The organism is Burkholderia sp. AU4i (assembly GCF_000466765.1).
Classification (GTDB): Bacteria; Pseudomonadota; Gammaproteobacteria; order Burkholderiales; family Burkholderiaceae; genus Burkholderia; species Burkholderia cepacia.
In genome coordinates this window covers 1-23,870 of record NZ_ASSI01000232.1, presented here as the reverse complement: position 1 = coordinate 23,870, position 23,870 = coordinate 1, and the positions used below count along the sequence as shown (strand labels likewise).

The 23,870-nt window shown below is 63.6% G+C and carries 22 protein-coding genes, 2 pseudogenes and 1 riboswitch; of the genes and pseudogenes, 12 read left to right on the top strand and 12 right to left on the bottom strand.

Annotation, left to right across the window (positions count from 1 at the left end; genetic code table 11):
- The coding region (locus L810_RS38120; protein ID WP_042977935.1) for an SPFH domain-containing protein at nucleotides 1-866 on the bottom strand (866 nt) is incomplete at its 3' end.
- A 27-nt stretch (nucleotides 867-893) separates the two neighbouring features.
- Nucleotides 894-1,280 (bottom strand): DUF350 domain-containing protein, encoded by a 387-nt coding sequence (locus tag L810_RS38115; RefSeq protein ID WP_021163477.1) that lies wholly within the window; start codon nucleotides 1,278-1,280, stop codon nucleotides 894-896.
- A gap of 121 nt (nucleotides 1,281-1,401) precedes the next feature.
- On the opposite strand from L810_RS38115, the gene L810_RS38110 reads away from it, so the two are divergent.
- The 6 genes from L810_RS38110 (at nucleotide 1,402) to L810_RS38085 (ending at nucleotide 7,105) form a co-directional block, all read left to right on the top strand.
- Nucleotides 1,402-2,916 carry a polyamine aminopropyltransferase gene (locus L810_RS38110; protein ID WP_021163475.1) on the top strand — a complete coding sequence of 505 codons (1,515 nt, stop codon included), beginning with the start codon at nucleotides 1,402-1,404 and terminating at the stop codon, nucleotides 2,914-2,916.
- Nucleotides 2,916-4,535, top strand: coding sequence for an NAD(P)-binding protein (locus L810_RS38105; protein WP_021163474.1), 1,620 nt, complete (start codon nucleotides 2,916-2,918; stop codon nucleotides 4,533-4,535). Before L810_RS38110 ends, L810_RS38105 begins: the two co-directional genes overlap by 1 nt.
- Before the next feature lie 124 nt (nucleotides 4,536-4,659).
- Nucleotides 4,660-5,424, top strand: coding sequence for an N-acetylmuramoyl-L-alanine amidase family protein (locus L810_RS38100; RefSeq protein ID WP_021163472.1), 765 nt, complete (start codon nucleotides 4,660-4,662; stop codon nucleotides 5,422-5,424).
- Nucleotides 5,425-5,478: 54 nt separating this feature from the next.
- Nucleotides 5,479-5,868 carry a lysozyme inhibitor LprI family protein gene (locus L810_RS38095; protein WP_021163471.1) on the top strand — a complete coding sequence of 130 codons (390 nt, stop codon included), beginning with the start codon at nucleotides 5,479-5,481 and terminating at the stop codon, nucleotides 5,866-5,868.
- A 62-nt stretch (nucleotides 5,869-5,930) separates the two neighbouring features.
- A complete protein-coding gene (locus L810_RS38090) occupies nucleotides 5,931-6,509 on the top strand; it encodes a hypothetical protein (RefSeq protein WP_021163470.1) in 579 nt (192 codons plus the stop codon).
- A 50-nt stretch (nucleotides 6,510-6,559) separates the two neighbouring features.
- On the top strand, nucleotides 6,560-7,105 hold the full coding sequence (locus L810_RS38085; RefSeq protein WP_042977947.1) for a GNAT family N-acetyltransferase: 546 nt from the start codon (nucleotides 6,560-6,562) through the stop codon (nucleotides 7,103-7,105).
- Here L810_RS38085 and L810_RS38080 read toward each other — a convergent pair.
- Complete coding sequence (locus L810_RS38080) at nucleotides 7,085-8,020, bottom strand: LysR family transcriptional regulator (protein WP_042977945.1); 936 nt, start codon at nucleotides 8,018-8,020, stop codon at nucleotides 7,085-7,087. The two genes, L810_RS38085 and L810_RS38080, sit on opposite strands and share 21 nt — an antisense overlap.
- Nucleotides 8,021-8,169: 149 nt before the next feature.
- On the opposite strand from L810_RS38080, the gene L810_RS38075 reads away from it, so the two are divergent.
- Nucleotides 8,170-9,342, top strand: coding sequence for an FAD-dependent oxidoreductase (locus L810_RS38075; protein ID WP_021163467.1), 1,173 nt, complete (start codon nucleotides 8,170-8,172; stop codon nucleotides 9,340-9,342).
- A gap of 29 nt (nucleotides 9,343-9,371) precedes the next feature.
- Here the strand turns inward: L810_RS38075 and L810_RS38070 are convergent, their stop codons facing one another.
- From L810_RS38070 to L810_RS38060, 3 genes are all read right to left on the bottom strand, one after another.
- Complete coding sequence (locus L810_RS38070; RefSeq protein ID WP_021163466.1) at nucleotides 9,372-10,718, bottom strand: glutamine synthetase family protein; 1,347 nt, start codon at nucleotides 10,716-10,718, stop codon at nucleotides 9,372-9,374.
- A gap of 151 nt (nucleotides 10,719-10,869) precedes the next feature.
- Nucleotides 10,870-11,427 (bottom strand): helix-turn-helix domain-containing protein, encoded by a 558-nt coding sequence (locus L810_RS38065; protein ID WP_021163465.1) that lies wholly within the window; start codon nucleotides 11,425-11,427, stop codon nucleotides 10,870-10,872.
- Between the two features lie 17 nt (nucleotides 11,428-11,444).
- On the bottom strand, nucleotides 11,445-12,734 hold the full coding sequence (locus L810_RS38060) for an NAD(P)/FAD-dependent oxidoreductase (RefSeq protein WP_042977943.1): 1,290 nt from the start codon (nucleotides 12,732-12,734) through the stop codon (nucleotides 11,445-11,447).
- Between the two features lie 155 nt (nucleotides 12,735-12,889).
- Here L810_RS38060 and L810_RS46485 point away from each other — a divergent pair.
- Nucleotides 12,890-13,177: pseudogene (locus L810_RS46485) on the top strand (IS110 family transposase); the annotation flags it as partial.
- A 352-nt stretch (nucleotides 13,178-13,529) separates the two neighbouring features.
- Here L810_RS46485 and L810_RS46480 read toward each other — a convergent pair.
- The 6 genes and pseudogenes from L810_RS46480 to L810_RS38030 all read right to left on the bottom strand — a co-directional run bounded on the left by L810_RS46480 (nucleotide 13,530) and on the right by L810_RS38030 (nucleotide 18,297).
- The gene (locus tag L810_RS46480) at nucleotides 13,530-14,465 is read right to left on the bottom strand and encodes a LysR substrate-binding domain-containing protein (protein ID WP_081058676.1); all 936 of its coding nucleotides are present in this window, start codon (nucleotides 14,463-14,465) and stop codon (nucleotides 13,530-13,532) included.
- Nucleotides 14,466-14,619: 154 nt separating this feature from the next.
- A pseudogene (locus L810_RS49425) lies at nucleotides 14,620-14,730 on the bottom strand (deacylase); the annotation flags it as partial.
- A gap of 66 nt (nucleotides 14,731-14,796) precedes the next feature.
- Nucleotides 14,797-15,630 (bottom strand): transporter substrate-binding domain-containing protein, encoded by an 834-nt coding sequence (locus L810_RS38045; protein ID WP_051392385.1) that lies wholly within the window; start codon nucleotides 15,628-15,630, stop codon nucleotides 14,797-14,799.
- A 16-nt stretch (nucleotides 15,631-15,646) separates the two neighbouring features.
- Entirely contained in the window at nucleotides 15,647-16,438 is a 792-nt protein-coding gene (locus L810_RS38040) for an amino acid ABC transporter ATP-binding protein (protein ID WP_111997154.1), read from the bottom strand.
- The gene (locus L810_RS38035; protein WP_042977929.1) at nucleotides 16,435-17,091 is read right to left on the bottom strand and encodes an amino acid ABC transporter permease; all 657 of its coding nucleotides are present in this window, start codon (nucleotides 17,089-17,091) and stop codon (nucleotides 16,435-16,437) included. Before L810_RS38035 ends, L810_RS38040 begins: the two co-directional genes overlap by 4 nt.
- Before the next feature lie 51 nt (nucleotides 17,092-17,142).
- On the bottom strand, nucleotides 17,143-18,297 hold the full coding sequence (locus L810_RS38030) for a trans-sulfuration enzyme family protein (protein ID WP_042977927.1): 1,155 nt from the start codon (nucleotides 18,295-18,297) through the stop codon (nucleotides 17,143-17,145).
- Nucleotides 18,298-18,674: 377 nt separating this feature from the next.
- A riboswitch (glycine riboswitch) is annotated at nucleotides 18,675-18,771 on the top strand.
- Between the two features lie 35 nt (nucleotides 18,772-18,806).
- On the opposite strand from L810_RS38030, the gene L810_RS38025 reads away from it, so the two are divergent.
- The 4 genes from L810_RS38025 to L810_RS38010 all read left to right on the top strand — a co-directional run bounded on the left by L810_RS38025 (nucleotide 18,807) and on the right by L810_RS38010 (nucleotide 23,663).
- Nucleotides 18,807-20,057 (top strand): D-amino acid dehydrogenase, encoded by a 1,251-nt coding sequence (locus tag L810_RS38025; protein WP_042977926.1) that lies wholly within the window; start codon nucleotides 18,807-18,809, stop codon nucleotides 20,055-20,057.
- A gap of 291 nt (nucleotides 20,058-20,348) precedes the next feature.
- On the top strand, nucleotides 20,349-21,644 hold the full coding sequence (gene codB, locus L810_RS38020; protein WP_021163457.1) for a cytosine permease: 1,296 nt from the start codon (nucleotides 20,349-20,351) through the stop codon (nucleotides 21,642-21,644).
- A gap of 46 nt (nucleotides 21,645-21,690) precedes the next feature.
- Nucleotides 21,691-22,944: a cytosine deaminase gene (gene codA, locus L810_RS38015; RefSeq protein ID WP_021163456.1), complete on the top strand. Its 1,254-nt coding sequence runs from the start codon at nucleotides 21,691-21,693 to the stop codon at nucleotides 22,942-22,944.
- Nucleotides 22,941-23,663: a TetR family transcriptional regulator C-terminal domain-containing protein gene (locus L810_RS38010; RefSeq protein ID WP_225723360.1), complete on the top strand. Its 723-nt coding sequence runs from the start codon at nucleotides 22,941-22,943 to the stop codon at nucleotides 23,661-23,663. The genes codA and L810_RS38010 overlap by 4 nt, the downstream gene beginning before the upstream one ends.
- Nucleotides 23,664-23,870: the final 207 nt, after the last annotated feature.

The following is a 23,870-nucleotide window of genomic DNA, read 5'->3' as shown; positions in this document are numbered from 1 at the left end:
GGTTGCGCGGCACCCGCGATCTGGCCGGCCATCGCCTGACCGATCGCCGCGCCCGCGGCGAGCCCCGCGCCGACGCCCGCGATGCCGCCCGGGTTCTGCGCGGCGAGCGGAATCGCCTGCGCGGTCTGGTATTGCGTGGCGCGTGCGAGATCGCCGGCCATCCCCGCGCCGATCCGCAGGTCGAGCGCCTTCTGCAGTTCCGCCGGCAGCGACACGCTCTCGACCGCGAACGCGTCGAGCGCGAGGCCGTAGCGCGTGAAGACAGGCGCCAGCGCGTCGGCGACACGCTGCGACAACAGCGACTGGTTCGCGGCCATGTCGACGAACGGCACGTCGGCCGAGCCGAACGTCGTGCTCATCGCGGTCACGACGAGGTTGCGCAGTTGCTGTTCGACCTCGTCGACCGTGTACTGCGCGCGCGTGCCGCTGACCTCGCGATAGAACGCGGCCGCGTCGACGATCCGGTACGAGTAGATGCCGAACGCGCGCACCTGCACGAAACCGAATTCGCGGTCGCGGATCGTCACCGGCTGCGCGGTACCCCAGCGGCGGCCGAGCTGCAGCCGCGTGCTGAAGAAATAGACGTCCGACTTGAAAGGAGACTGAAAGAGTTTGTCCCAGTTCTTCAGGTACGTGAGCACCGGCAGCGTATTCGTTTCCAGCGTGTACAGCCCCGGCTGGAACACGTCGGCCACCTTGCCTTCGTTGACGAAGATCGCGACCTGCGTTTCGCGCACGGTCAGCTTGCCGCCGTACTGGATTTCCTGGTCTTCCATCGGGTAGCGCCAGGCCAGCACGCCGTCGGTGTCTTCCGTCCATTGCAGGACGTCGATGAACTGCTTGCGGATAAACGATCCCAGACTCATGTCGGTCTCCTCGAAACGCGTGGCGCGTCAGGTCAGGCAGGCGGCATTGATGATGCCGACGACGAGCGACGCGGTGCCCATCAGGCCGCCCATCGCGACGTTGCGATCCTCGATCGCATGATTCATGCCGGGCATCAGGCGCGTCAGCGCCGCATAGGTGATCAGTTGCACGACCATCGCGCCGACGGCCCAGATCACGACTTCGCCGAGTGTGGAATTGTGCGCGATGCTGGACGCGAGCGTCAGGCAGAAGCCGATCAGCGCACCGCCGAACGACAGCGTCGCGGCCGCGTTGCCGTCGCGGATCAGCGCCAGTTCGTCGAACGGGGTGACCTTCAGGTACACTGCCGCGAACACAAGAAGCAGCACGAACGCCGACAGTAAATGAACCGCATAGAGATAGGCACTATTCATTCTTTCCCTCGGATTTTGTGCTCGGTTCGCCGCCCCGTCGCCGGCCGGCCCCCGCAGGGCCGGCGGACAAAATTCCGCGCCAGTATATCCACATTGCCGAACACTGCACAACGGATGCGCCATGCTGCATAAGCGTGCGCTCGTCCTGTCGATTCTCGTGCTCGCGTCGTGCGGGCTCGGCTACGAACTGATCAGCAGCGCCCTGTCGAGCTACCTGCTCGGCGATTCGATCCTGCAGTTCTCGTCGGTGATCGGCAGCTACCTGTTCGCGATGGGGATCGGCTCCTGGCTCGCGAAGTTCGTCGAGGACGACGACGTGCTCGACCGCTTCGTCGATATCGAGCTGCTGGTCGGCCTGCTCGGCGGCGTGTCGGCCGCGCTGCTGTTCGCGGTATTCGCCTGGCTCGCCGCGCCGTTCCGCGCGGCGCTTTACGCACTGGTGCTCGCGCTCGGCCTGCTGATCGGGATGGAGATCCCGCTCGTGATGCGCGCGTTCCAGCAGCGTCGCCAGGCATTCCGCCATACCGTCAGCGAAGTGCTGACGTTCGACTATCTCGGCTCGCTCGCCGTGTCGCTGATCTTTCCGCTCGTGCTCGCGCCGCGCCTCGGCCTGCTGCGCACCAGCTTCCTGTTCGGGCTCCTGAACGCCTTCGTCGCGCTGTGGACGACGCACCTGTTCCGCGACGAGATCCGCAACGTGCGCGGCAAGCTGATGCGCGCGTCGCTCGTGATCGGGCTGCTCGTCGCCGGCTTCGTGCTGTCGGACCGCATCACGCACTGGGCCGAACACGGCGTATACGGCGACGAGACGATCTATTCGGAAACGACACCGTACCAGCGCATCGTGCTCACCCAGTGGCACGACGACATGCGGCTGTACCTGAACGGCAACCTGCAGTTCTCGTCGCGCGACGAGCATCGTTATCACGAAGCGCTGATCCACCCGACGATCGGGGCACTGCCGTGGGCGAAGCGCGTGCTCGTGCTCGGCGGCGGCGACGGGCTCGCGGTGCGTGAACTGCTGAAGCACCGCAACCTCGAACAGATCACGCTCGTCGATCTCGACCCCGCGATGACGAAGCTGTTCTCGACGTCCGCCCCGCTCGTCAAGCTGAACCAGGGCTCGCTGAAGGACCCGCGCGTGCACGTGATCAACGACGACGCGATACGCTGGCTCGAATCGAACGCCGACGTGTACGACGCGATCGTGGTCGACTTCCCCGACCCGACCAACTTCGGGCTCGGCCGGCTGTATTCGGTGCCCGTGTTCCGGCTGCTCGCGCGCCACCTGTCGGAGAACGGCTATGCGGTGATCCAGTCGACGTCGCCGTATTTCGCGCCGCACGCGTACTGGACCATCATCGCGACGCTGCACGAAGCGGGGCTCAACACGTGGCCGTACCACTGCTACGTGCCGTCGTTCGGCGACTGGGGCTTCGTGATCGCCGGCAAGCGCCGCGATTTCACGGTCCCGACGCATTATTCGGTGCCCACCCGCTGGCTCGACGCGCAGACGGCCGCCGAGATGTTCCACTTCCCGGCCGACATGCCGGCGCTGCCGATGTCGCCGAACGAACTCAACGACCAGCCGCTCGTGCGCCGCTTCGACGACGACTGGAAGCACGTGCTGCGCTGATGGACCGCCGCACGTTCCTCGTCGCGTCGGCCGCCGCGTCGCTCGCCGCCTGCGGGCGCACCGGCTGGATCGAGACGACGCCGCAGGTCGGCTACCCCGGCATGCGCGAAGGCCATGCGCTGCGCGATCATGCGACGCTGCCGCCGCCTTCCGGCACGATCGAAACCGACGTCGCGATCCTCGGCGCGGGTGCCGCCGGGCTGTCGTGCGCATGGCAGCTTGCGCGCGCAGGGCACACGCGCTTCACGGTGCTCGCGGGCCCCGAATTCGGCGGCAATGCCGCCGGCGGCCGCTTCGGCGATCTCGGTTATCCAAAGGGCGCGCACTACCTGCCGCTGCCGTCGCTCGAATCCGCGCACCTGCGCGACATGCTCGCCGATCTCGGCGTGATCGAATCCGCGCCGTTCTCCGCACGCCCCGTGTACGACGAACGCGCGCTCGTGCATGCGCCCGACGAACGGCTCTTCATCGCCGGCCAGTGGCAGGACGGCATCGTGCCGACCGCCGGCCTCGGCGCAGACGAACTCGCGCAACAGGCGAAGTTCTTTGCCTACACCGACGGGCTGCGCACCGCGCGCGGCGCCGATGGCCGCAAGGTGTTCTGCATCCCGATTGCCGAATCGTCGCGCGACCCGCGCTGGCGCGCGCTGGACCGGCGCTCGTTCCGCCAGTGGCTGCTCGACGAGGGCTACACGGCAAAGGCGCTGCACTGGTACCTGAACTACTGCTGCCGCGACGACTATGGCGCCGGGTACGAGCGCGTGTCCGCGTGGGCCGGCCTGCACTACTTCTCGTCGCGCGGCGGGCACGCGGGCGATGCGAGCGACGGCGCGGTGCTGACCTGGCCCGACGGGCTGCACACGATGGTGACGAAGCTGAGCGATTCGATCACCGCGCGCACCGGCTCCGGCGCGTGGTTGCGCGACGGCTTCGCGGTGCGCGCGACCGAACGCGCGGGCGGCGTCGACGTGCTGTGCGCGCGCATCGGCAACGACGATGCGCTGTCGACGTTCATGCTGAAGGCGCGGCGCGTCGTGAGCGCGATGCCGCTGTTCGTCGCGGCGCGTGTGTTTCCGCAGCTCGGCGCATACGGCTTCGACCCCGCGCGCGACCTGCCGCCGCGCGCGCCGTGGCTCGTGTCCAACTTCCTGCTCGACGGCATGCCGGCCGAGGAAGCGGGCGTGCCGCTCGCGTGGGACAACGTCGTCTACGACGGCGCAGCGCTCGGTTATGTCGTGTCGACGCACCAGCTGATCCGGATGTCGCCGCCGACGCGTTCGGTGTTTTCCGCCTATCAGGCATTGAGTACGCAAACGCCGGACGACACGCGCCGCTGGCTTGCCCAGGCCAGGCCCGACGCGTTGCGCGAACAGGCGGCGATCGACCTGCAGGCCGTCTACGGACGCGAACTCTGGAAGCACGCGACGGCGCTCGAGATCACCGTGCGCGGCCATGCGATGGCGACACCCGACGTCGGCTTCCTGAGCCGGCCGGGGCTGCTCGCGCTGCGCGAGGCCGACGGCCCCGTCGTGTTCGCGCATGCGGACCTGTCCGGGCTGTCGCTGTTCGAGGAAGCGTCGTACTGGGGCATGCTCGCCGCCCGGCGCGTGCTGGCCTGACCGCCGTCATCCGTCATTGCGGCGCCGCCGCCAGCCGCTATAATCGCGCGACATTCCGACTGCATTGAGCAGGCCGACGGTGCCGCGCCGTCCGACGCGCCGTATGCCCTCCTCGACAACAACAATGACGAACCGAACCATCCGACGCCTTCGCCCGTTCATGCGCGCCGCCGCGCGCGTGCTCGCCTGCACTGCGCTGCTCGGCGCGCCGCCGGCGCTGCATGCGGCCGACACCGCGGCCACCGCCGGCACCGCACCCGCCTCCGGGCGCTACATCGTCGTCGACACCGGCCATACGCCCGCTCACCCGGGCTCCACCGGCGCGAGCGGCCGCGTCGAATACCTGTACAACCTCGATCTGTCCGCAGCGGTCGCCGAAAAACTCGCCGCACATGGCGACCGCGTGCTGCGCACGTCGGCCGACGGCCGCGAGATCTCGCTCGACCAGCGCTCGACCCAGGCGCCCGACGCGAACCTGTTCGTGTCGATCCATCACGACTCGATGCAGCAGCAGTTCATCGACGCCGGCCGGCAGCGCGAATTCCGCGGCTTCTCGGTGTTCGTGTCGGAACGCAATCCGCACTATGCGGAAAGCCTGCGTTGCGCGAAGGCGATCGCCGAGCGGCTGGTCGCGGCCGGCGAACGGCCGTCGCTGTATCACGCGCAGCCGATCCGCGGCGAGAACCGCCCGCTGATCGATCCGCCACTCGGCATTCACCGCTTCGACGATCTCGTCGTGCTGCGCACCGCGCCGATTCCGGCCGTGCTCGTCGAGGCCGGCGTGATCGTCAACCCGGACGAGGAAGCACGGCTTGCGCGTCGCGAGACGATCCAGAAGCTGTCCGCCGCGATCGCGGGCGGGATCGACGCGTGCACCGCGCCGCAATAAACGATGCAATCGCCCATCGGGCCCAACGGTTTTCACCCAGTCAGGAGCATCACCATGAAAAAGAAGAATCTGCTCGCATCCTGCGCACTGCTCGCGCTTGCCGTTCCGTTCGCCGCGCATGCGGCCGGCTGCGGGAAGCCGCGCAGCGCGTTCGACCAGGTGTACTGCACCAGCACGCAGTTCTCTCAGTCCGATCGCGATCTGAACGACGAATACGGCCGCCTGCGCAAGCAACTGAGCGGCGACCAGCAGGCCGCGCTGAAGGCCGGCCAGCTCGCATGGCTGAAGCAACGCGATGCGCAGTGCAGCGAAACGCGCAACAACAGCTACCTCGTGGACATCCAGTGCGCGAACGACATGACGCAGTCGCGGCTGTCGTTCCTGCGCGAGCGTGAGCGCGAGTGCTCGAGCACGGGTTGCGTGACGTCCAGGCTCGGCGAGTAAGCTCGCCGGACGCGGTGTGCCGCCGTGCAGGTCGCGGCACACCGCCTTCGAAAGACACGACGATGCGGCATGAATTCTCCGAAGTCCTCAACGACCTGATCGACTGTTTCCTCGTCGGCGATCTTCTGCTGCTGAAGCGCTACAAGGAAACACATCGGCTGCCGGACAACGTCGCGTCCGCGTTCACGACCGGCGACAGCGGCGACAACGCCGTGCTCGAAGGCGTCGTCATTCCGCTGGCCGGTATCGAGAACCATCCGTATACGGTCATCTTCACGCTGGACGACGGCACGCCCGAACTGCTGAAGGCCGGAAGCCGCCTGCAGCATCGGCGCGGCGGATACGTGCTGCGCGTCGAACACCGTTCGGTGATGCTTTACACATGGCGCATTCTCGAACGCTTCAACGACGAATCGGTGAACGCGCTGCTTGCGCGTTATCGCGAACCGGGCCGGCCCGTGATCGACCTCGACAACGGCTGGTACGACGTCGAAGTCCTCGGTGGCGAAGTGCCGCGCAACGGCTGGTTCGAGCCCGCGTTCGAGTTCGTGCTGAAGCGGACCGATACACCGGGCGACGCGTCGCAAGTGGACCTCGGCTACCGTTTCGCGATCGACGGCAGCCTGGATCCGGCGGAATGAATCCCGCGCACTGCAACGCGGCAAACGGCACACGATCTGACGAGGCACGCATGACACCGAACACGATGGCGATCGACATCCGCACGGCCACCTCCGCCGACGCGCCGGCCATCGCCGACATCCACGTCGCATCGTGGCGAGCGACCTACACGGACATCATGCCGGCGGCGTTCCTCGCCGGCCTGTCGGTCGACAAGCGCACGGCCTCGTGGCGCGGTGCGTTCGACGCCGGGCGGCCGCACGTCGCACTCGCGGTCCCGGTCGCGGACAACACGCCGGCAGGCTGGATCGCCTACGGTCCGACACGCGACACCGACAAGGATCGTGCGTGGGGAGAAATCGAAGCGATCTATCTGCACCCGTCGTATTGCGGCCGGGGGATCGGCGCGGCGCTGGTCGACCATGCATGCCGGTCGTTGCACGACCTGGGCCATGCGTGGGTGTCGCTGTGGGTCCTGCTCAAGAACCGTCGGGCCAGGGCGTTCTACGAACGCGAAGGCTTCGTCGCCGAAGACGACATCAAGACGTTCGAGATCGACGGGACTCCTATCGAAGAGGTGCGCTATTGGCGCGCGTTACCGAAGCGATCGCGTTGACGGTTTCACCGCCTCCACCGCCAACCGCGCCTGCATCATCTGCAGCAACTCGCGAATCTTCGCGTTGACCGAATTCCGGCTCGCATAAGCGGCAAGCAGTTCCAGCGGCGCCGGCGCCATCTCCAGCGGCACGCGCACCAGCCGCCCCTCGGCCAGTTCGACCGCGCACGCGCGCTCGACGAGAATCGCGAAGCCGATCCCGTTCACCGCGGCCAGCCCAGCCATCTCGCCGCTATTGACGCGATACCGGCTCGCCACCGGAATCTTGTGAATCCGCCCTTCACCGTCGGCAAATTGCCACGGCTGCCCTTTCAGCGTGCTCAACGTCGTGATGCACGGCAGTTGCGTGAGCTGTTCCGTCCGGGTCGGCAAGCCAACTCGCGCGACGAGCGACGGCGCGGCCACGACGACGCTCGGCAAACTCACGAGCGGCCTGACGACGAATGCGCTGTCGTCCAGCTTCCCGCGATTGACGATGATCGACAGGTCGATATCGTCGCGCAGCGTCGACACGCCGGCGAGGCTCGTATCGCAGTCGATTTCGACGCGCGGGTGACGGCGCGCGAATTCCGCGACGATCGGCCCGAGCATGCGCGGCCCGATTTCGCCGGGCACGCAGAGCTTCAGCACGCCGCGCAGTTCCGTCTGCTGCGACGTCAGTTCGGATTCGGCCTGCGTCAGCGCATCGAGCATCGGTCGCGCGCGCTCGTGCAGCAAACGCCCGGCCTCGGTCATGCGCAAGTGCCGCGTACTGCGCTCGAGCAGGCGCACGCCGAGCCTCGACTCCAGTTGCGCCACGTGACGGCTCACGTTGGAAGCCGGCATCTCGAGCACGCGCGCGGCGCCGGCGAAGCTGCCTTCGTCGACGACCGCCACGAACACACGCACCGCGTTCAGATCCAGCTTGCTCCGCATCATTAGCCCATTTCAGGTATCAAAGCGTGCCGATTTTCACGGCTTATCCCGCCCGAGACCATAATTTACGATGCTCATCCCGTCAATGCGACGCCGACGCGCGAACCCGCGACCCGGCGAGCACGCGAATGACACAAGGAAGGAACACGATGGAAATCGCCATTCTGGGCGCCGGCATTGCCGGCATGAGCACCGCACTCGCACTCGCCGAACGCGGCCACCGGATCGGGTTGTACGAACGCCGGCCATCGGAATCGACGATGGGCGCGGGCGTCGTGCTGTGGCCGAATGCCGGCTTCGTGCTCGAGCAACTCGGCCTGCTGCCGGACATCGTCGAGGTTGGCGGCCACCTGCACGCGATGCGACGCATCGACCGGCACGGCACCGCGCTCAAGGCTACCGATATCCGCGCACTCGACCGCCGCATGGGTTTCCCGACGTATTCGATCCTGCGGCGCGACCTGCAGGCCGTACTGGCACGGCACGTCGCCGCACACGGCATCGACGTCCGCTTCGGCCACGGGGCGACGGCCATCGAAACCGGAACGGACGGCCGCGCCGTCGTTCACTTTGACAACGGAACGACGATCACCCCCGATCTCGTGATCGGCGCCGACGGCCGCATGAACTCCGTTGCGCGACACTACGTGGTGGGTCACAACACGCCCGTCTACCAGGGATTCGTCAACTGGATCGGTATCGCGCAATGTGATGTGCCGCTGGTCGACGAGGTGTCGGTATTCGACTACTGGGGTGTGCGCGAGCGCTTCGGCATCGTCGCAATCGACCGGCATCGGATGTACTGGGCGGCGGCATGGCCCGAAACCGGCCCGGGCGAGGTGACGGAAAGCGATCCTGCGACGATGCTGGAACGGCGCTTCGCTGCGTGGCCGGCCCCGGTCGCGGACGTGATACGTGCGACACCGTCGGACACGATCACGAAGATCCACGTGCACGATCTCGATCCGGTCGACGTGTGGCACCGCGACAACGTGCTGCTGATCGGCGATGCCGCTCACGCCCCGCTACCGACCTCCGGACAAGGCGCTTGCCAGGCGCTCGAGGACGCGTGGCATCTTGCCCGTTGCCTCGACGAGCACGCGGCACGCAACGACAGCAACCTCGATGCCACGCTCGCCTCCTTCACGCTGCGGCGCCGCTCGAAAACCACGGCAATCACCGAACGTGCACGTGATTTTGCACACCTGCTGTTCGGCGAGAACGTGAACGATAGCGCGCGACAACAGATCGACCCGGTCGCGGAAATCGAGGCCCTGACAAACGCGTGGGGCGCGCACCTGCCGATGGCGCAGGCGCGCTGACGACAAGACGCACGAGTGTCGGCATCCGCTTACAGAAACCACCGATACTCGCGCGCGCCGATTTCATTGCGAAAATCCAGCTCCTCCTGCCGCTTGTTCTCGCAATACACCATCACGAACTCGCTGCCGAGCCCTTCGCGCACGGCCGGATGATCCTGCATCGCCGCGACGGCCGACAGCATCTCCTTCGGGAAATCGATCCCGCTGCCGCGATCCTCGTTCAGCGGCGCGATCGGCTCGATCCGTGCATCGAGCCCATGCTCCATCCCGGTGAGAATCGCGGCGAGCACCAGATACGGGTTCGCGTCCGCGCTCGCGAGCCGGTGCTCGATCCGCAGGTTGCGCGCATCCGACTCGGGAATCCGGATGCACGCATCGCGATCCTCGAAGCCCCAGCTTGCGCGGCTCGCCGCATTCACCATCGATCCGTAGCGCCGGAACGCGTTGTGATTCGGCGCGAACACGGGCATGCAGTGCGGCAGCACCGCGAGGCATCCGGCCACTGCGTGCCGCAGCGGCTGCTGCCCGTCCGCCGCGAGCAGGTTGCGCCCCGCATCGTCGTAGAGGCTCACGTGCACGTGCATCCCGCTGCCGGGCGCATGCAGGTACGGCTTGCCCATGAAGCTCGCGCGATAGCCGTGCTGCAACGCGACGCCGCGCGTGCTGCGGCAGAACAGCGCCGACCAGTCGGCCGCGCGCAACGCATCGTCGGTGTGGCCGAAATTGATCTCGAACTGGCCGGGACCGAGCTCGGCCGTGATCACCGTCGCGTCGACGCCCTGCTCGCGCGCAGCCTCGACCATCTCGTGCAGCACGTCGGAAAAGCGCGACAGGCGCTCGATATGCATGTTCGGCTGATCGTCGCGATCGTCGCTCAGGCGGTCGCGCGGATACTGCGGCATCCCTTCCGCGAGCTGCGCGGCGAACAGGTAGAACTCGAGCTCGAACGCGACGACCGGCCGGATGCCGCGCGCCGCGAAACGCCGCAGCACGCGCGCGAGCACCTCGCGCGGCTCGAACTCGATCGGCGAATCGGTGCCGTCGGAGCTGATCAGCATCTGCGCGAGCGGCTGCCGCTCCCAGCGCACGGGCTTCAACGTGCCGGGAATCAGCCGGCGCGGCGCGTCCGGGTCGCCGTCGTTGAAGCAGTAGTCGCCGATCTTGTAGAGGCCGCCCTGCGTGCCGAGCAGCACGCAATTCTGCGGCAGCTTCAGCAACGAGCCCGACGCGACCTTTTCGAGCGCGTCGATCGGGTAGCGCTTGCCGTAGAAATGCCCGGGCAGGTCGAGGCAGATCAGGTCGACATAACGGATCTCGGGGTGCGCCTGCCGGAATGCGCGGACTTCACCGACCAGCGCGGGAACGACGTCAGCCATGTCTCATCCTTTCCATGTCTTGTATGGCGGTGCCGCAGCGCGGCGAACCGGATTCACGCGCATGCATCACGTCGCATGCATCATGTCGATCAGTACTGCAAACAGGCTGCGTGGCGGGGCGGCCCGTCATGCCGCCCGCCCCGCCGACCACTCAGGTGAATACCCAGATCACGCGCGTCGGCGCGTCGGTCAGGTTGGCATAACGGAAGCGCTTGTGCGCGGGAAGCTGGAATGCGTCGTTCGGGCCGAGCGTGACCGGCGTGTCGTCGCCGTCGATCCAGATCGTCAGTTCTCCTTCGAGCACGAAACCGCCCTGCTCGTCGCTGTCGTCGACGGGCCGCTCGCCGCTGCTCGCGCCCGGCGCGAGATGGCTTTCGAGGATCGAGAAGCGCGAGCGCATGTTCGGCGACACGAGGATGTCGGTAATGCCGGCCGCGTAATACACGGTGCGCCGCTCGTCGGGCCGCGTGACCCACGGCACGCTGCGCGGCTTGCTCAGGCTGTAGAAATAGGTGGTCGGCACGCCGAGCGCCTCGCCGATCGCGGTGAGATCCGCGACCGTCGGGCGCGACAGCCCGCGTTCGACCTGCGACAGAAAGCCGACCGAGCGGCCGATCCGTTCCGCGAGATCGTTGAGCGTGACCTTGCGATGCTTGCGCAGATCGCGGATCAGGATCGCCAGGCTTTCTATCTCTTCCTGTTCGTTCATGGTGGGTTCCGGTGTACTCAAACGGTATCGCGCAGACGGTACCAGGCCTTGCCGACCGCTTCCAGCGGCGCGGCGAGCCGGTCGCCGCCGGGGAAGCGCGGGTTGCGGATGCGCTGGTACTGCGCAAGCAGGCGTTCGTCGCCGAGCACGGCGTCGGCCACCGCGCGGGCGCCCGCGAGCGTCGGCAGCACGCCGTGCCCCGAGAAACCCTGCAGCCAGAAACGCTGCCCGAGGCGGCCGATGTCCGGCGTGCGGCGCATGCTGATGTCGATATGGCCGCCCCACGCGTAATCGAGCGGCACGCCGGCCAGCTGCGGAAACACGCGCTCGAGGTGCGGGCGCGTGGCCGCCGCGATATCGGCCGGGATGCCGCCGAGATACGTGCAGCCGCCGCCGAACAGCAGCCGGTTGTCGGGGCTCAGCCGGAAATAGTCGGGCACGAACTGGTTGTCGATCACGCAGCTGTTCCGCGGCAGCAGCGAACGCGCGACGTCGGGCGCGAGCGGCGCGGTCGCGACCTGGTACGTGCCGACCGGCAGCAGCCGGCGCGCGAGGTCGCGATCGAGCCGGTCGACATACGCGTTGCAGGCCAGCACGAGGACGTCCGCGCGCACTTCGCCGCGCGCCGTGCGGGCGACGTGGCCCCCGGCCGTTTCGCGGCAGTCGAGCACGCGGCTCTGCTCGAAGATGCGGCCGCCCGCGCGCTCGATCGTCCGGGCGAGGCCGAGCGCGAGCTTCAGCGGGTTCAGGTGGCCGGCCTCGGGATCGTAGAGCGCCGCGAGATAGCGCGTGCCGCCGATCCATTCGGGCAGGTCGGCCCGCTCGATCACGCGCAGCCGGTCGTAGCCCCAGCGCTCGGCCGCTTCGTCGCGGGCCTGCGCGAGCATCGCGACGCGGCGCGGCCGCACCGCCGCCCACAGGCTGCCGGGCCGATAGTCGATGTCGAAACCATGCCGCCCGGGCAGTTCCCGCACCTCGGTCGCGGCCCAGCGCATGCTGTCCCACAGCAGGCGCGCGCCGTCGCGGCCGAGCGAATCCTCGAGCGGCTGCATGTCGCACGACCAGCCGAGCAGCGCCTGCCCGCCGTTGCGGCCCGACGCGGCCCACGCGACGCGGCTCGCTTCGAGCATGACGACCCGCTTGCCGGCGAGCGCAAGGCGCAGCGCCGTATGCAGCCCGCTGAACCCCGCGCCGACGACGAGCACGTCGGCGTCGATGCGCTCGTCCAGTTCCGGACGATGCGGGATCGGCTCCGGATACGTACCGGCGTAGTAGCTTGCGACGTGACGGTCGGACTGCACGAACATGCGGACTCCCGTGAAATTCTTGCCGAGAAATTTCATGAAAAAGTAGCATGACAATTTCACGGGGGCAAGCGGGCGGGAAAATCGCCGATTAGTCTGACGTGTCGAGATGCATCCAACTTGGAAATTTTTTCGTTCAAGTTGAAACCGACCCTAACCTTGCAGTACAACAACCCGGAAAGGCCGCCGCGGTTAAGACCGAAGGTCAGCAGGCGGTTCTTGCGATGCACCGGATGCGACAGCAGCTGGTGAAGGGGCGAACGATGCAGATCAATTCGCTCCGCGGGCTTTTGACCGGATACGGAGAAGTCATGAGCCGAAGTCGCAAGGGACTCGACAGCTCCATTCCAGATGTACTCGCACGCCTTGCAAACCGCCTTCCTACGATGTTGATCGAGACGCTGCGGGAGCAATGGAACAACCTGGTCAAGCTCGATGAGCAAATAGTGTCTCAGTATCCGGTCGAGATCCAGGGCAGTTGTACCTGTTTTAGTAGCGGCGCCGCTCGATTCTGCCTGACCCGTGCGCGTCCAACTTGGGGCATGCGTATCCGAAAAGCGGGTGCTGGATATTCGGCCAGGGCGACAAAACAGGCGCAAGGCTCCCGCCGGCCTGAAAGTTCACCATCTGTTATGCGTCTTCCAATCAGGAAATTTCCACTGGTGACACGACCAGTTAGCCAAATATCACGCCGATCCGGCCCATCCTGAAGAGCCGGAATTTCACAACTAATACCGGGACGGAAATTCGGCGAGTCTCGTTCGTATAAATGTCCGTCGATGCTTTCCATAGAGTTGCTCAACGGAGCCCTTTCCGAGACTGAACGCCGACCATTGTATCCATCAAGCTTTTGTCTCTGTGAAGCGTAAGGCGCATTTCGCGGAGAAAATTCTTAACTGCCTCAGGCAACGGCGAGCCAGCGCGAAACACAAGCAGATCCGTAAAGAGTATTTCCTGATCGATCCGCTTTATAACAAGGCCGCGAGAAGCGTAGTCCAGCGCAGCAAGCGGGTGCACGATTCCGAGGCCTACGCCTGCAAGTGCCAGTTCGCAAACAGTATGGGTGTATGCAGTTTCCACGACCGGTCGCAGCTTGACACCGAGTGCATCCAGATGACTCTCTAGCGCTCGCCGACTGGTATCTTCGGGGTTTAGAGAAATGAACGAAGAGGTTGAGAGATCGGATGCCGTGAGAGCGTTCTTTTTTGCGAGAGGGTGCTCGGCGTTCATTACAGCAACACCGGGCAGCGAGGAAAACACTGAGCTCTCAAGTCCAGCGGTCGACAATTCGTCTGCCATCAGTCCCAAATCTGCTTGTCCAGCGAGGACTCTTTCGTACACTTCCCGCGAACTCATCAACTGAAGCGAAATCTGTACGCCACGCGCTTCGGCGTTGAACGCAGCTATGGCGCGCGGCAGGAAACCGTTCCCTAACGCCGGCAATGTCGCGATTGTTAACCGCCCTACGCCGAAAGATCGAAGACTTCTTATCCGATGCTCGATCACTTCAAAGCTTAGGAAATATCGGTCGACCTCCCGCATCAGTGCTTCACCTTCGTGGGTAGGTACCAGCCGGCTCCGAACTCGCTCAAAAAGTTTCAACCCTGCTTGAGCCTCGAGACGCCTGATTGCCTGACTCACGGCGGGCTGAGAAATGCTGAGGAGCACGGCAGCTTTGGCGGTGCTCTTTGCATTCATCACAGCGCGAAATATTTCAATGTCCCGAATACTCATTTTGTACCTGAAATGTTCCGTATCGTGACCGGTCTCGTTACGTAATTCATGACACTACGTTGGAATCCTCAGGGGAACGCGACCGGGGACGACGGTAGCGCCTCGAACCGGGTCGGTGGTCTGGATTGCCGTGTTCCAAAGTTGCGGGATCCCCCTAGCCAATATCATCACCTCCGCCTTCTGCCTGCGCAAGCTGGAAAAGGCAGTCCCCTCGTTGCACCAGGGCAGGAGCACGCTGACACACGATTTCCCCATCAGTGTCAAAGTGGATACATGTTGGTCGTGTGACAGTAATGGAGCGTTCTACAAGAAACGCTCCAGCGCATGTCAGTTAATTCCGCTCTTCTTCCCCTTTCTTGATATAACGAGCCATTTGATAGTTGCTGCCCACCCATTTCTTCCCGAGACGGTCAATGGTTCCGTCTGCCAGCATTTCAGAGACGGCGCGATTCACCGAATTCTGCAGGGCGCTGTTTCCCTTGTTCATAGCCGCCGCTGAGAGTTGGAACGTCAATGGTTCGCCGACCTCTTTTACAGGTAGATGGTTGCTATCTCTTTGTGCAAGCCCACCAAAGTGCGATTGAATAGTCGCGTCAATGCGCCCGTTAGCGAGGTCACTAAAGAGTAGGCCATCGTTGTCGTAGTCGACAAAGATCGAGTTTTTGAGATGCGAGCGTGACCAAACCTCGTTTGACGTTCCCGTTACGACACCGACTTTCTTACCAGCCAGATCGCTGGGGGACCGCACCGTCGAGTTCTTTTCGTTCACCCAAATCCGGAAGTCCTCGACGCCATAAGGAACACTGAAGTCAACTTGTTTGGCCCTCTCAGGCGTCGGCGTGAGATCGCACATCACAAGATCGTATTTTCCGCTCTTCAGACCCTGCACGAAGTTGTTCCAGGAATCGCCAACGAAGACGACCTTAAGCCCCATCCGCTTCGCGACCTCCCGTGCGACGTCTACGTCGTAGCCGGCCGGCTGGTTGTTGTTATCCAGAGCGCTCCACGGCGGGCTCGTCTGCGTATTGGCGATTCGAATCGTGCCTTCTGATTTGATCGCCTCGAAGGTTTTGACCTGAGCATTGGCTGCCTGGCCGGCAACGCTAGCCGTGAAGATCAAGGCGAGGCTGAGCTTACCAAAACGTGTGGTGAACAGGTGTCCCATGTGTATCTCCGTATGATTAGTTGCTGACTTGTCCCAGAAACCTTCTGGTGCGCTCACTGCCGTTCGATTCTGAGAAAAATTCCCTGGCCGATTGATCGTGGAGGATTTTTCCCGCCTCGAGAAAGAGAATGCGATCTGCGACGTCCCTCGCGAACTTGACCTCGTGCGTGACGATCAACATCGTCATTCCCTCGCTCGCAAGTTTGCGCATGACGGCGAGGACCTCCTCACGCACCTCTGGATCGAGGGCAGAAGTAGGCTCATCGAAGAAAATGACGTGCGGATCCATCGCCAGACCGCGGGCTATCGCGACCCGCTGCTTCTGACCGCCCGAAAGTTGACGGGGATAGGAGTCGGCGCGCTCAGATAGTCCGACTCGCGCGAGCAACTCAAGACCGCGCGCTTTGGCTTCGGCATGTGACACACCCTTTACATGGACCGGCGCCTCCATCACGTTTTCGAGCGCAGTCATATGCGGAAAGAGATTGAAAGACTGAAACACCATGGCGGTGTTCTGCCGGATCGCAGCCATCTTCCGCCTGTCGGCTCGACGACATTTCTCTAGGGAACCCTTAGCAGCGGGGTCGCATGACACCTCAATCCCGCAGATTTCAACGGTTCCGCTGTCTGGCATCTCAAGGAAATCGAGTGATCTGATCAGGGTCGTCTTCCCAGAGCCGGAGGCTCCCATGATCACCACGACTTCGCCCGTGCGAACGGCAAGGTTCACACCGTCGAGTACGGTGGTGCCTCCAAAGCTCTTGCACAGCGCCGTCGCTTTGAGAACGACTGTATCCAACGTTTTCATCCGTGTCTCCTGGTTAGACGGCTTTCAAGGAAAGTCTGGGCAAACGTCAAAGTCTGGCTGATCACCCAGTAAAGCACGCCGACGATCAGGAACATATCCATATAGCGGAAGGTTGCAGCTCCGACCTGATTTGCAACACGCGTCAGCTCGACAACCGTGACGGTCGATGCCAGTGACGTATCCTTCATCAGGCCAATCAAACGGCTAGAAACCGGAGGAATCGAAATCCGCAAGCCTTGTGGTAGAACCACGCGTCGAAGAGTTTTTGCGTACCCCATTCCCAGTGAAAGACCCGCTTCCCATTGTCCCTTTTCAACCGATAGCAAACCTGCTCGGAAGTCTTCGCTCAAATAGCCGGCAGCAAAGAGAGTTAGCGCGAGGGTTGCTGCCATAAAGGGATCCATGACGATCCCGTAGTAAGGCAGTCCGAAATAGATCAGAAGCATCTGTAGAAGGAGCGGCGTCCCTCTGAATACAGATACGTACGCAAAGGCTGCCGCACGCAGGGCCGGGTATCGGCTTAGCCGCATGAGAGCTATCGCGAGACCGACTATTGAGCCCAGCACGAAAGCACAAACGCCAAGTTCTAGCGTCGTTAGTATCGCGACCTTGAGCAAAGGTAACGCACGTAGGAAAAGACTTTCCAGATCCATTTTATGTCTCTTAGGTTGCGCAGCTCGGTAGCAGCACGCTGCGGTATTGTTTTATTCTTTGGCGAATTGGAATACCGACAAGGCGACGCCGAGATCCTCGATAAGCTTGTCGAGAGGTTCTAGACCAACCGAGATTCGCAAAACAGGGCCGTCAGTCGGCGATTTCCGACGGGCACGCTGAAGTTCGGCGGGGTAAAACGCAATCAGACTATGGGTGCCACCCCAGCTCGCGCCGATGGAAAACACGTTAAGCGACTCAAAGAGAGCCGCGAAGGCCTTTTGGGAGGCAGGTTTCAATACGAAGGAAAGCAGGCACCCGCTCCCCTTGAAATCACGCTTCCAGATCGCATGCCCGGGGTCGCTTTCAAGCGGGGGGAAAAGAACCTGGTCGACGGCGGGGTGAGCTTCAAGCCAGCGCGCGACCTGTAATGCGTTTTGGCTCTGTTCTCTGTAACGAAGCTCATAGGTTTCGAGCCCTCGCAAAGCAAGGAAGCAGTCATCGGATCCGACCGCCAGACCCATCGTAGCTTGGGCTTCACGCAGTTGCTCGTAAAGGTGAAAGCTGTTGGTACAGGTTGAGCCCATCAACAGATCAGAGTGCCCAGAGAAGAACTTCGACGCCGCCTCAACCACTAAGTCGACGCCGTGCAACAACGGTTTGTATGCGAGCGGACTAGCCCACGTGTTGTCCATCATCGTCAGAATCCCACGCGCTTTCGCGACAACCGCGATGGCGGGGACATCTGCCATTTCCATCGTAATGGAGCCGGGTGACTCCAAGCAGATCATCGTGGTGCTTGGCCTGATCAAAGGCTCGATATCGGCCGCTGAAGCGTCAGCGGGATAGCTTTCGACAACTATCCCAAGCCGATGCATCCATTCGCTCGCGAAGCTCTTGAGTCCGCCATATGCCGCCTCGGACAGAAGCACATGATCACCTGCGCGAGCGAACGTGAGAACTGCTGCAACAAGCGCGGCTTGACCGGAAGGCGCTAGAACGCAGTGATCTGCGCTTGAGAGCTTAGCGATCCTCGCTTCCAGTTGGCGATGAGTGGGTGTGCCAGTTGTGCCATAGCTATAACCATCGGGCTGCCTGGACTTGCGGGTAACGAAATCTTCTATTTTGTCGAAGACGATAGTGGAGGCGCGGTAGGTCGCAGGCGATAGGCTGTCAAAAGGATGCTTTGTCTCGATATGCGTTGTCATGGTCCGTCCGAAGAAGTATCAATGCAGGGGAAATTCTTCAGCGACGAAAAGGCCTCGACAAGTAGGATGGTCTATTAACTCTATAAGTTGAAGTTATACGTGCGGCTAACCCCAAGACGCGTGCTCGACGAAATCTGGACCGGCCAAAATGGCCGCGCGCCGAGATGATCTCGCGGAGTTGGACCTCCAACGACTCCCAAATTGCACGCGAGGTTCGACCGGTTCCTTCAAAAAGTGATATACGCGATAAGACTGGTGCTCGGACTACCGATGCTGCCAGCGCAACGCTTTTCGCAGCGTCTCACGGGAGAGACCGTCATCACGACGGCACCGACGGAGCAACCGCCCCGGAAACTCTCAGGCAAACGAACCGTGCTACGTCAACATCTGGAGAGCGACGTTTAAGTGTCCACCGAAGGAGATCCTCGCGTGTGCGGGGAGGAAACTCTCAGGTAAATGGACAGATGGGGCATGCAGTTCTGGCTGCATCGATGGTTTGGATCTGTCCAATGAAAAAAGTGGCTGTAATCGGCGCCGGTATCACCGGCGTGACGACCGCGTATGCGCTGGTCAAACGTGGCTTCGACGTGACGGTGTTCGAGCGTAACCGTTACGCTGCGATGGAAACGTCATTCGCGAACGGTGGTCAACTCTCGGCAAGCAATGCTGAAGTCTGGAACAGCGCCGCGACGGTGTTCAACGGCATCAAATGGATGCCGAGTTCGGACGCACCATTGCTACTCAACCCCATGCCTTCCTGGCATAAGTATTCTTGGATCGGCGAATTCCTCCGGCAGATTCCAAAGTACGAGCGCAATACCGTCGAAACGGTTCACCTTGCCATCGTGGCGCGCGAATACATATTCTCGATTGCCGAGCAGGAAGGGATCGACTTCGATCTGGAGAAGCGCGGCATCCTTCACATCTACGCCGACAAGAAAGGTTTCGACGCCGCGACGAAGGTCAACGTGCTGTTGAATCAGGGCGGTCTCGATCGACGGCCGGTGACACCGAGCGAAATGAAGCTGATCGAGCCAGCGATTCAGGGGCAGTTCTACGGCGGATTTTTCACGCTGTCCGATTCGACCGGTGACATCCACAAGTTCACACGCGGGCTCGCCGACTCGAGCACGCGACGCGGTGTGCGCTTCGCCTACGACACCGAGATCCTTCGCGCAGATGCCCTTGCAGACGGTCGGGTCCAGATCGTCGCGCGCCGCGATGCGCAACAGTCGACCGATATCGTCGATGCGGTGGTGGTGTGTGCCGGTGTGCATAGCCGGCGTTTCTCGTCGATGTTCGGAGACCACGTGAACATCTATCCGGTCAAGGGCTACTCGATCACCGTCAACCTTGACGACGAGGCGAGCCAGAACGGCGCGCCGTGGGTGTCATTGCTGGATGATGCGGCCAAAATCGTCACCAGCCGTCTCGGGCACGATCGCTTTCGCGTGGCGGGTACCGCGGAAAACAACGGTTTTAGGAAGGACATTCGCGCTGATCGCGTCGCACCGCTGATCACGTGGGTTCGCCGCAATTTCCCAGAGGTATCGACGGCGCGAGTCGTACCGTGGGCCGGACTGCGGCTCATGCTGCCGAGCATGTTGCCGCGGGTGGGACAGGGCAAGCGACCGGGCGTGTTCTACAACACGGGGCATGGCCACCTAGGGTGGACGCTGTCCGCCTCGACGGCGGAAATCGTCGCCGACAACGTCGCGCTTTCATATGGAGTTGTTCGCCAGACAGTCGCGGCGGCCTGAGCTGTCTGCTGCTGGGCAGGGAGACTTTCCGGCGGAGGGAGGTCGCCACATCATCAATTCGACGTCGAAAGTAAGTGAATCTCGACAGGACGATCAACCGCGCCCCCCTTTCCCGGCCGCCGCTTCGCGACCACCACACGCACACATCGAATTTTTACGCTTGTAAAAATTTTGGCCAGAGAGAATGACGCGCTGAAACATCAACAGCAACAGCAACAGCCCGTCCGCTGCCCGAGCACGGGCCTCCGCAACCTCCTTCGGCCCACAACCCGATCGCTCACGGAAGAAGAGATGCCCACGAACCAGGATGCACGCCCGACTGCCGGGTCGAACCACGGGGAATTCGCGCTGAGCGAAGTCCCGCTCGAGAAACGCACCGGCTTCCTGTCCATCACGATGGTGCTGCTGAGCTTCACGTTCTTCACCGGGACGATGTTCGCCGGCGGCAAGATCGGCGTCGCCTTCGATGTCGTCAGCATGATCCAGATCGCCGTGATCGGTAACCTGCTGCTCGCCGCCTATACGGCATCGCTTGCGCTGATCGCCGCGCGCAGCGGGCTGAACGCGGTGCTGATGGGGCGCTTCTGCTTCGGCGAAGTCGGCAGCAAGCTGTCCGATTTCCTGCTCGGCTTCGCGGAACTCGGCTGGTACGCGTGGGGCACCGCGACGGTCGCCATCGTGCTGGTCAAGCTGCTCGGCTGGCCCGCGTCGGTGACCACGCCGTTGATGATCCTGTTCGGCTTCGGCTTCTCGATCACGGCCATCATCGGCTATCGCGGCATGGACGTGCTGTCGCGCGTGTCCGTGCCGTTGATGTTCGTGCTGCTGATGACGTCGATGTGGATCGCCACCCGCGATATCGGCGGGTGGGCCGGCCTCAAGCACGTTATGCCGACGCATCCGATGCAGTTCTCGGCCGCGGTGACGATGGTCATCGGCACCTTCGCGAGCGGCGCCACGCAGGCGACCAACTGGACGCGCCTCGCCCGCAGCGCGCGCAGCGCCGTGTCGGCCAGCATGATCGGGTTCTTCGCGGGCAACGGCCTGATGATCGTCGCGGGCGCGTACTGCGCGATCGTCTATCAGCAGGCCGACATCGTCGAGGTGATGATGCTGCAGGGCCTGTCGATCGCGGCGGTCGTGATGCTGTGCCTGAATCTCTGGACCATCCAGGGGCCGACGATGTACAACGTGGCGGCCGCCGGCTGCCACCTGCTGCGCACCGAACGGCGCCGCACGCTCGTCCTCGTGGGCGCGGCGATCGGCATCGTGCTCGCGGTCGGCGGGATGTACGAGTTGCTGATTCCGTTCCTCGTGCTGCTCGGCTCGATCATTCCGCCCGTCGGCGGCGTGATCATGGCGGACTACTGGCACCGCCATCGCGGCACCTACCCGTCGCTTGCGACCGCCCGCCTGCCGCGCTTCAACCTGGTCGGCCTGGCTGCCTATGCGATCGGTGCGATACTCGCCTACACCTCGCCGTGGATCGCGCCGATCGTCGGCATCGCGGCGTCCGCCGCCGCGTATATCGTGCTGCTGCAGGTTGCCCGCGCGTTCTCGCGCGAGCCGTCCGTCCAGGGCGAATGATGCCGCTGCGCGCCCTTCCGGCCCCACTCGAACGACAGGAACCCACATGAAGATCATCAACGCCAGATTGCGCGGCCGTAGCGGCCTCTTCACGATCGACCTCGATGCGGACACGATCCGTGCGATCGACCTCCAGCCGTCGCCGCTGACGCCGCAAGGGAACGACGTCGTCGATGCCGGCAGCAATCTCGTCATCCCGCCGCTGGTCGAGCCGCATATCCATCTCGATGCGACGCTGACCGCCGGCGAACCCGAATGGAACATGAGCGGCACGCTGTTCGAAGGCATCGAGCGATGGGGCCAGCGCAAGGCCACGATCACGCACGACGATACGAAAGCCCGCGCGCACACGACGATCGGGATGCTGCGCGACAACGGCATCCAGCACGTGCGCACGCACGTGGACGTCACCGATCCCACGCTCGCCGCGTTGAAGGCGATGGTCGAAGTCAGGGAAGAGGCACGCGATCTCATCGACCTGCAGATCGTCGCGTTTCCGCAGGAAGGCATCGAGTCGTTCGACAACGGCCGCGCGTTGATGGAGCGCGCGATCGACATGGGCGCCGACGTCGTCGGCGGCATTCCGCATTTCGAGAACACGCGCGACCAGGGCGTGAGCTCCATCAAGTTCCTGATGGATCTCGCGGAGCGCAAGGGCTGCCTCGTCGACGTCCATTGCGACGAAACCGACGATCCGCAATCACGCTTCCTGGAAGTGCTCGCCGAGGAAGCGCGGGTACGCGGGATGGGCAAGCGCGTCACCGCGAGCCACACGACCGCGATGGGCTCCTACGACAACGCTTATTGCTCGAAGCTGTTCCGGCTGCTGAAGCGCTCGGAGATTCATTTCATCTCGTGTCCGACCGAAAGCATCCACCTGCAGGGACGCTTCGACACCTACCCGAAACGGCGCGGCATCACGCGTGTGGCGGAGCTCGATCGCGCCGGCATCAACGTGTGCTTCGGGCAGGATTCGATCAAGGACCCGTGGTATCCCGTCGGCAACGGCAACATCCTGCGCATTCTCGACGTGGGCCTGCACGTGTGCCACATGCTCGGATACGAAGACCTGCAGCGGTGCCTCGATTTCGTCACCGAGCACAGCGCGAACGCGATGTCCCTCGGCGACCGGTACGGCCTCGCCGTCGGGCGGCCGGCCAATCTGCTGATCCTCGACGCCGATAGCGATTACGAAGTGATTCGCAAGCAGGCCAGGGTGCGTACGTCGCTGCGCGGCGGGAAGGTCATCATGCAGCGCGCGCCGGAACTCATCACCTATCCCGAAGCGAACGCACGTTGAGCGCGCGGCGGCTCCGGCCCGATATGCCGGTGGAGGACCAAGCGATGAACCCGTCCGCGCCGACCGCGGAGCCGCCCGCCCGGCCACCCGGCCGGCGGGAAGCGCTGCGCGATACCCTCGAGGCGGCCATTCTCGCCGCCGCCGAGGAATCGTTTTCCACGTATGGATTCGAAGGGAGTTCCGTTGCGGCGATCGCGGCGGCGGCCGGCCTGTCGAAGCAGAACCTGATGTACTACTTCCCGACGAAGCTGGCGCTCTACAGACGCGTGCTGGACGACGTCCTGCGGGACTGGCTCGGCAGGATGCGGGAGTTCGCGGCGCCCGAGCGCGAGCCGGCGGAAGCGATGTCGGCCTATATCCGCGCCAAGCTCGAATTTTCTCGGAACCGCCCGCATGGATCGCGGGTGTTCGCACTGGAGATCATCGGCGGCGCGAAGACCTACGGAAAGGAGATCCGCAAGCAACTGATCCCGGTGCTGCGGGAGGACATCCGGGTGCTCGAACGCTGGATCGACGAAGGCAAGGTCCGGCAGGTCGATGCCGAGCACCTGTTCTTCCTGATCTGGGCTGCGACGCAGTCGTATGCGGATTTCGCGTCGCAGATGCTGCTGGTGCTCGGCAAGCGCGCACTGGGGAGCGACGATTTCGACGCGGCCTATCGCACGATCTCGGACCTGGTGCTCAGGGCGCTGATCACCGAAAACGGAACGGCGGCCTGAGCGCCGCCGTTGCCGTTCGCGCACGCTAACCCGGCGCCATCGAAGGCCGCCGGAAAGCGCCGGTCAGTCGTCGTGCTTGTGGTGCTTCTTTTTCTTGTGCTTGTTGCCGCGGTAGTAATCGTCGGAGCGCGAGTTGTTGCGCGACACGTGGCCGCCCAGCGCCGCCCCCGCACCGCCGCCGACGGCCGCGCCGACGAGCCCGCCGGT

Bases quoted from the DNA above. Each gene is read 5' to 3' on its own strand.
- L810_RS38115 (WP_021163477.1), bottom strand. From the start codon at position 1,280: ATGAATAGTGCCTATCTCTATGCGGTTCATTTACTGTCGGCGTTCGTG.
- L810_RS38110 (WP_021163475.1), top strand. From the start codon at position 1,402: ATGCTGCATAAGCGTGCGCTCGTCCTGTCGATTCTCGTGCTCGCGTCG.
- L810_RS38105 (WP_021163474.1), top strand. From the start codon at position 2,916: ATGGACCGCCGCACGTTCCTCGTCGCGTCGGCCGCCGCGTCGCTCGCC.
- L810_RS38100 (WP_021163472.1), top strand. From the start codon at position 4,660: ATGACGAACCGAACCATCCGACGCCTTCGCCCGTTCATGCGCGCCGCC.
- L810_RS38095 (WP_021163471.1), top strand. From the start codon at position 5,479: ATGAAAAAGAAGAATCTGCTCGCATCCTGCGCACTGCTCGCGCTTGCC.
- L810_RS38090 (WP_021163470.1), top strand. From the start codon at position 5,931: ATGCGGCATGAATTCTCCGAAGTCCTCAACGACCTGATCGACTGTTTC.
- L810_RS38085 (WP_042977947.1), top strand. From the start codon at position 6,560: ATGACACCGAACACGATGGCGATCGACATCCGCACGGCCACCTCCGCC.
- L810_RS38080 (WP_042977945.1), bottom strand. From the start codon at position 8,020: ATGCGGAGCAAGCTGGATCTGAACGCGGTGCGTGTGTTCGTGGCGGTC.
- L810_RS38075 (WP_021163467.1), top strand. From the start codon at position 8,170: ATGGAAATCGCCATTCTGGGCGCCGGCATTGCCGGCATGAGCACCGCA.
- L810_RS38070 (WP_021163466.1), bottom strand. From the start codon at position 10,718: ATGGCTGACGTCGTTCCCGCGCTGGTCGGTGAAGTCCGCGCATTCCGG.
- L810_RS38065 (WP_021163465.1), bottom strand. From the start codon at position 11,427: ATGAACGAACAGGAAGAGATAGAAAGCCTGGCGATCCTGATCCGCGAT.
- L810_RS38060 (WP_042977943.1), bottom strand. From the start codon at position 12,734: ATGTTCGTGCAGTCCGACCGTCACGTCGCAAGCTACTACGCCGGTACG.
- L810_RS46480 (WP_081058676.1), bottom strand. From the start codon at position 14,465: ATGAGTATTCGGGACATTGAAATATTTCGCGCTGTGATGAATGCAAAG.
- L810_RS38045 (WP_051392385.1), bottom strand. From the start codon at position 15,630: ATGGGACACCTGTTCACCACACGTTTTGGTAAGCTCAGCCTCGCCTTG.
- L810_RS38040 (WP_111997154.1), bottom strand. From the start codon at position 16,438: ATGAAAACGTTGGATACAGTCGTTCTCAAAGCGACGGCGCTGTGCAAG.
- L810_RS38035 (WP_042977929.1), bottom strand. From the start codon at position 17,091: ATGGATCTGGAAAGTCTTTTCCTACGTGCGTTACCTTTGCTCAAGGTC.
- L810_RS38030 (WP_042977927.1), bottom strand. From the start codon at position 18,297: ATGACAACGCATATCGAGACAAAGCATCCTTTTGACAGCCTATCGCCT.
- L810_RS38025 (WP_042977926.1), top strand. From the start codon at position 18,807: ATGAAAAAAGTGGCTGTAATCGGCGCCGGTATCACCGGCGTGACGACC.
- codB (WP_021163457.1), top strand. From the start codon at position 20,349: ATGCCCACGAACCAGGATGCACGCCCGACTGCCGGGTCGAACCACGGG.
- codA (WP_021163456.1), top strand. From the start codon at position 21,691: ATGAAGATCATCAACGCCAGATTGCGCGGCCGTAGCGGCCTCTTCACG.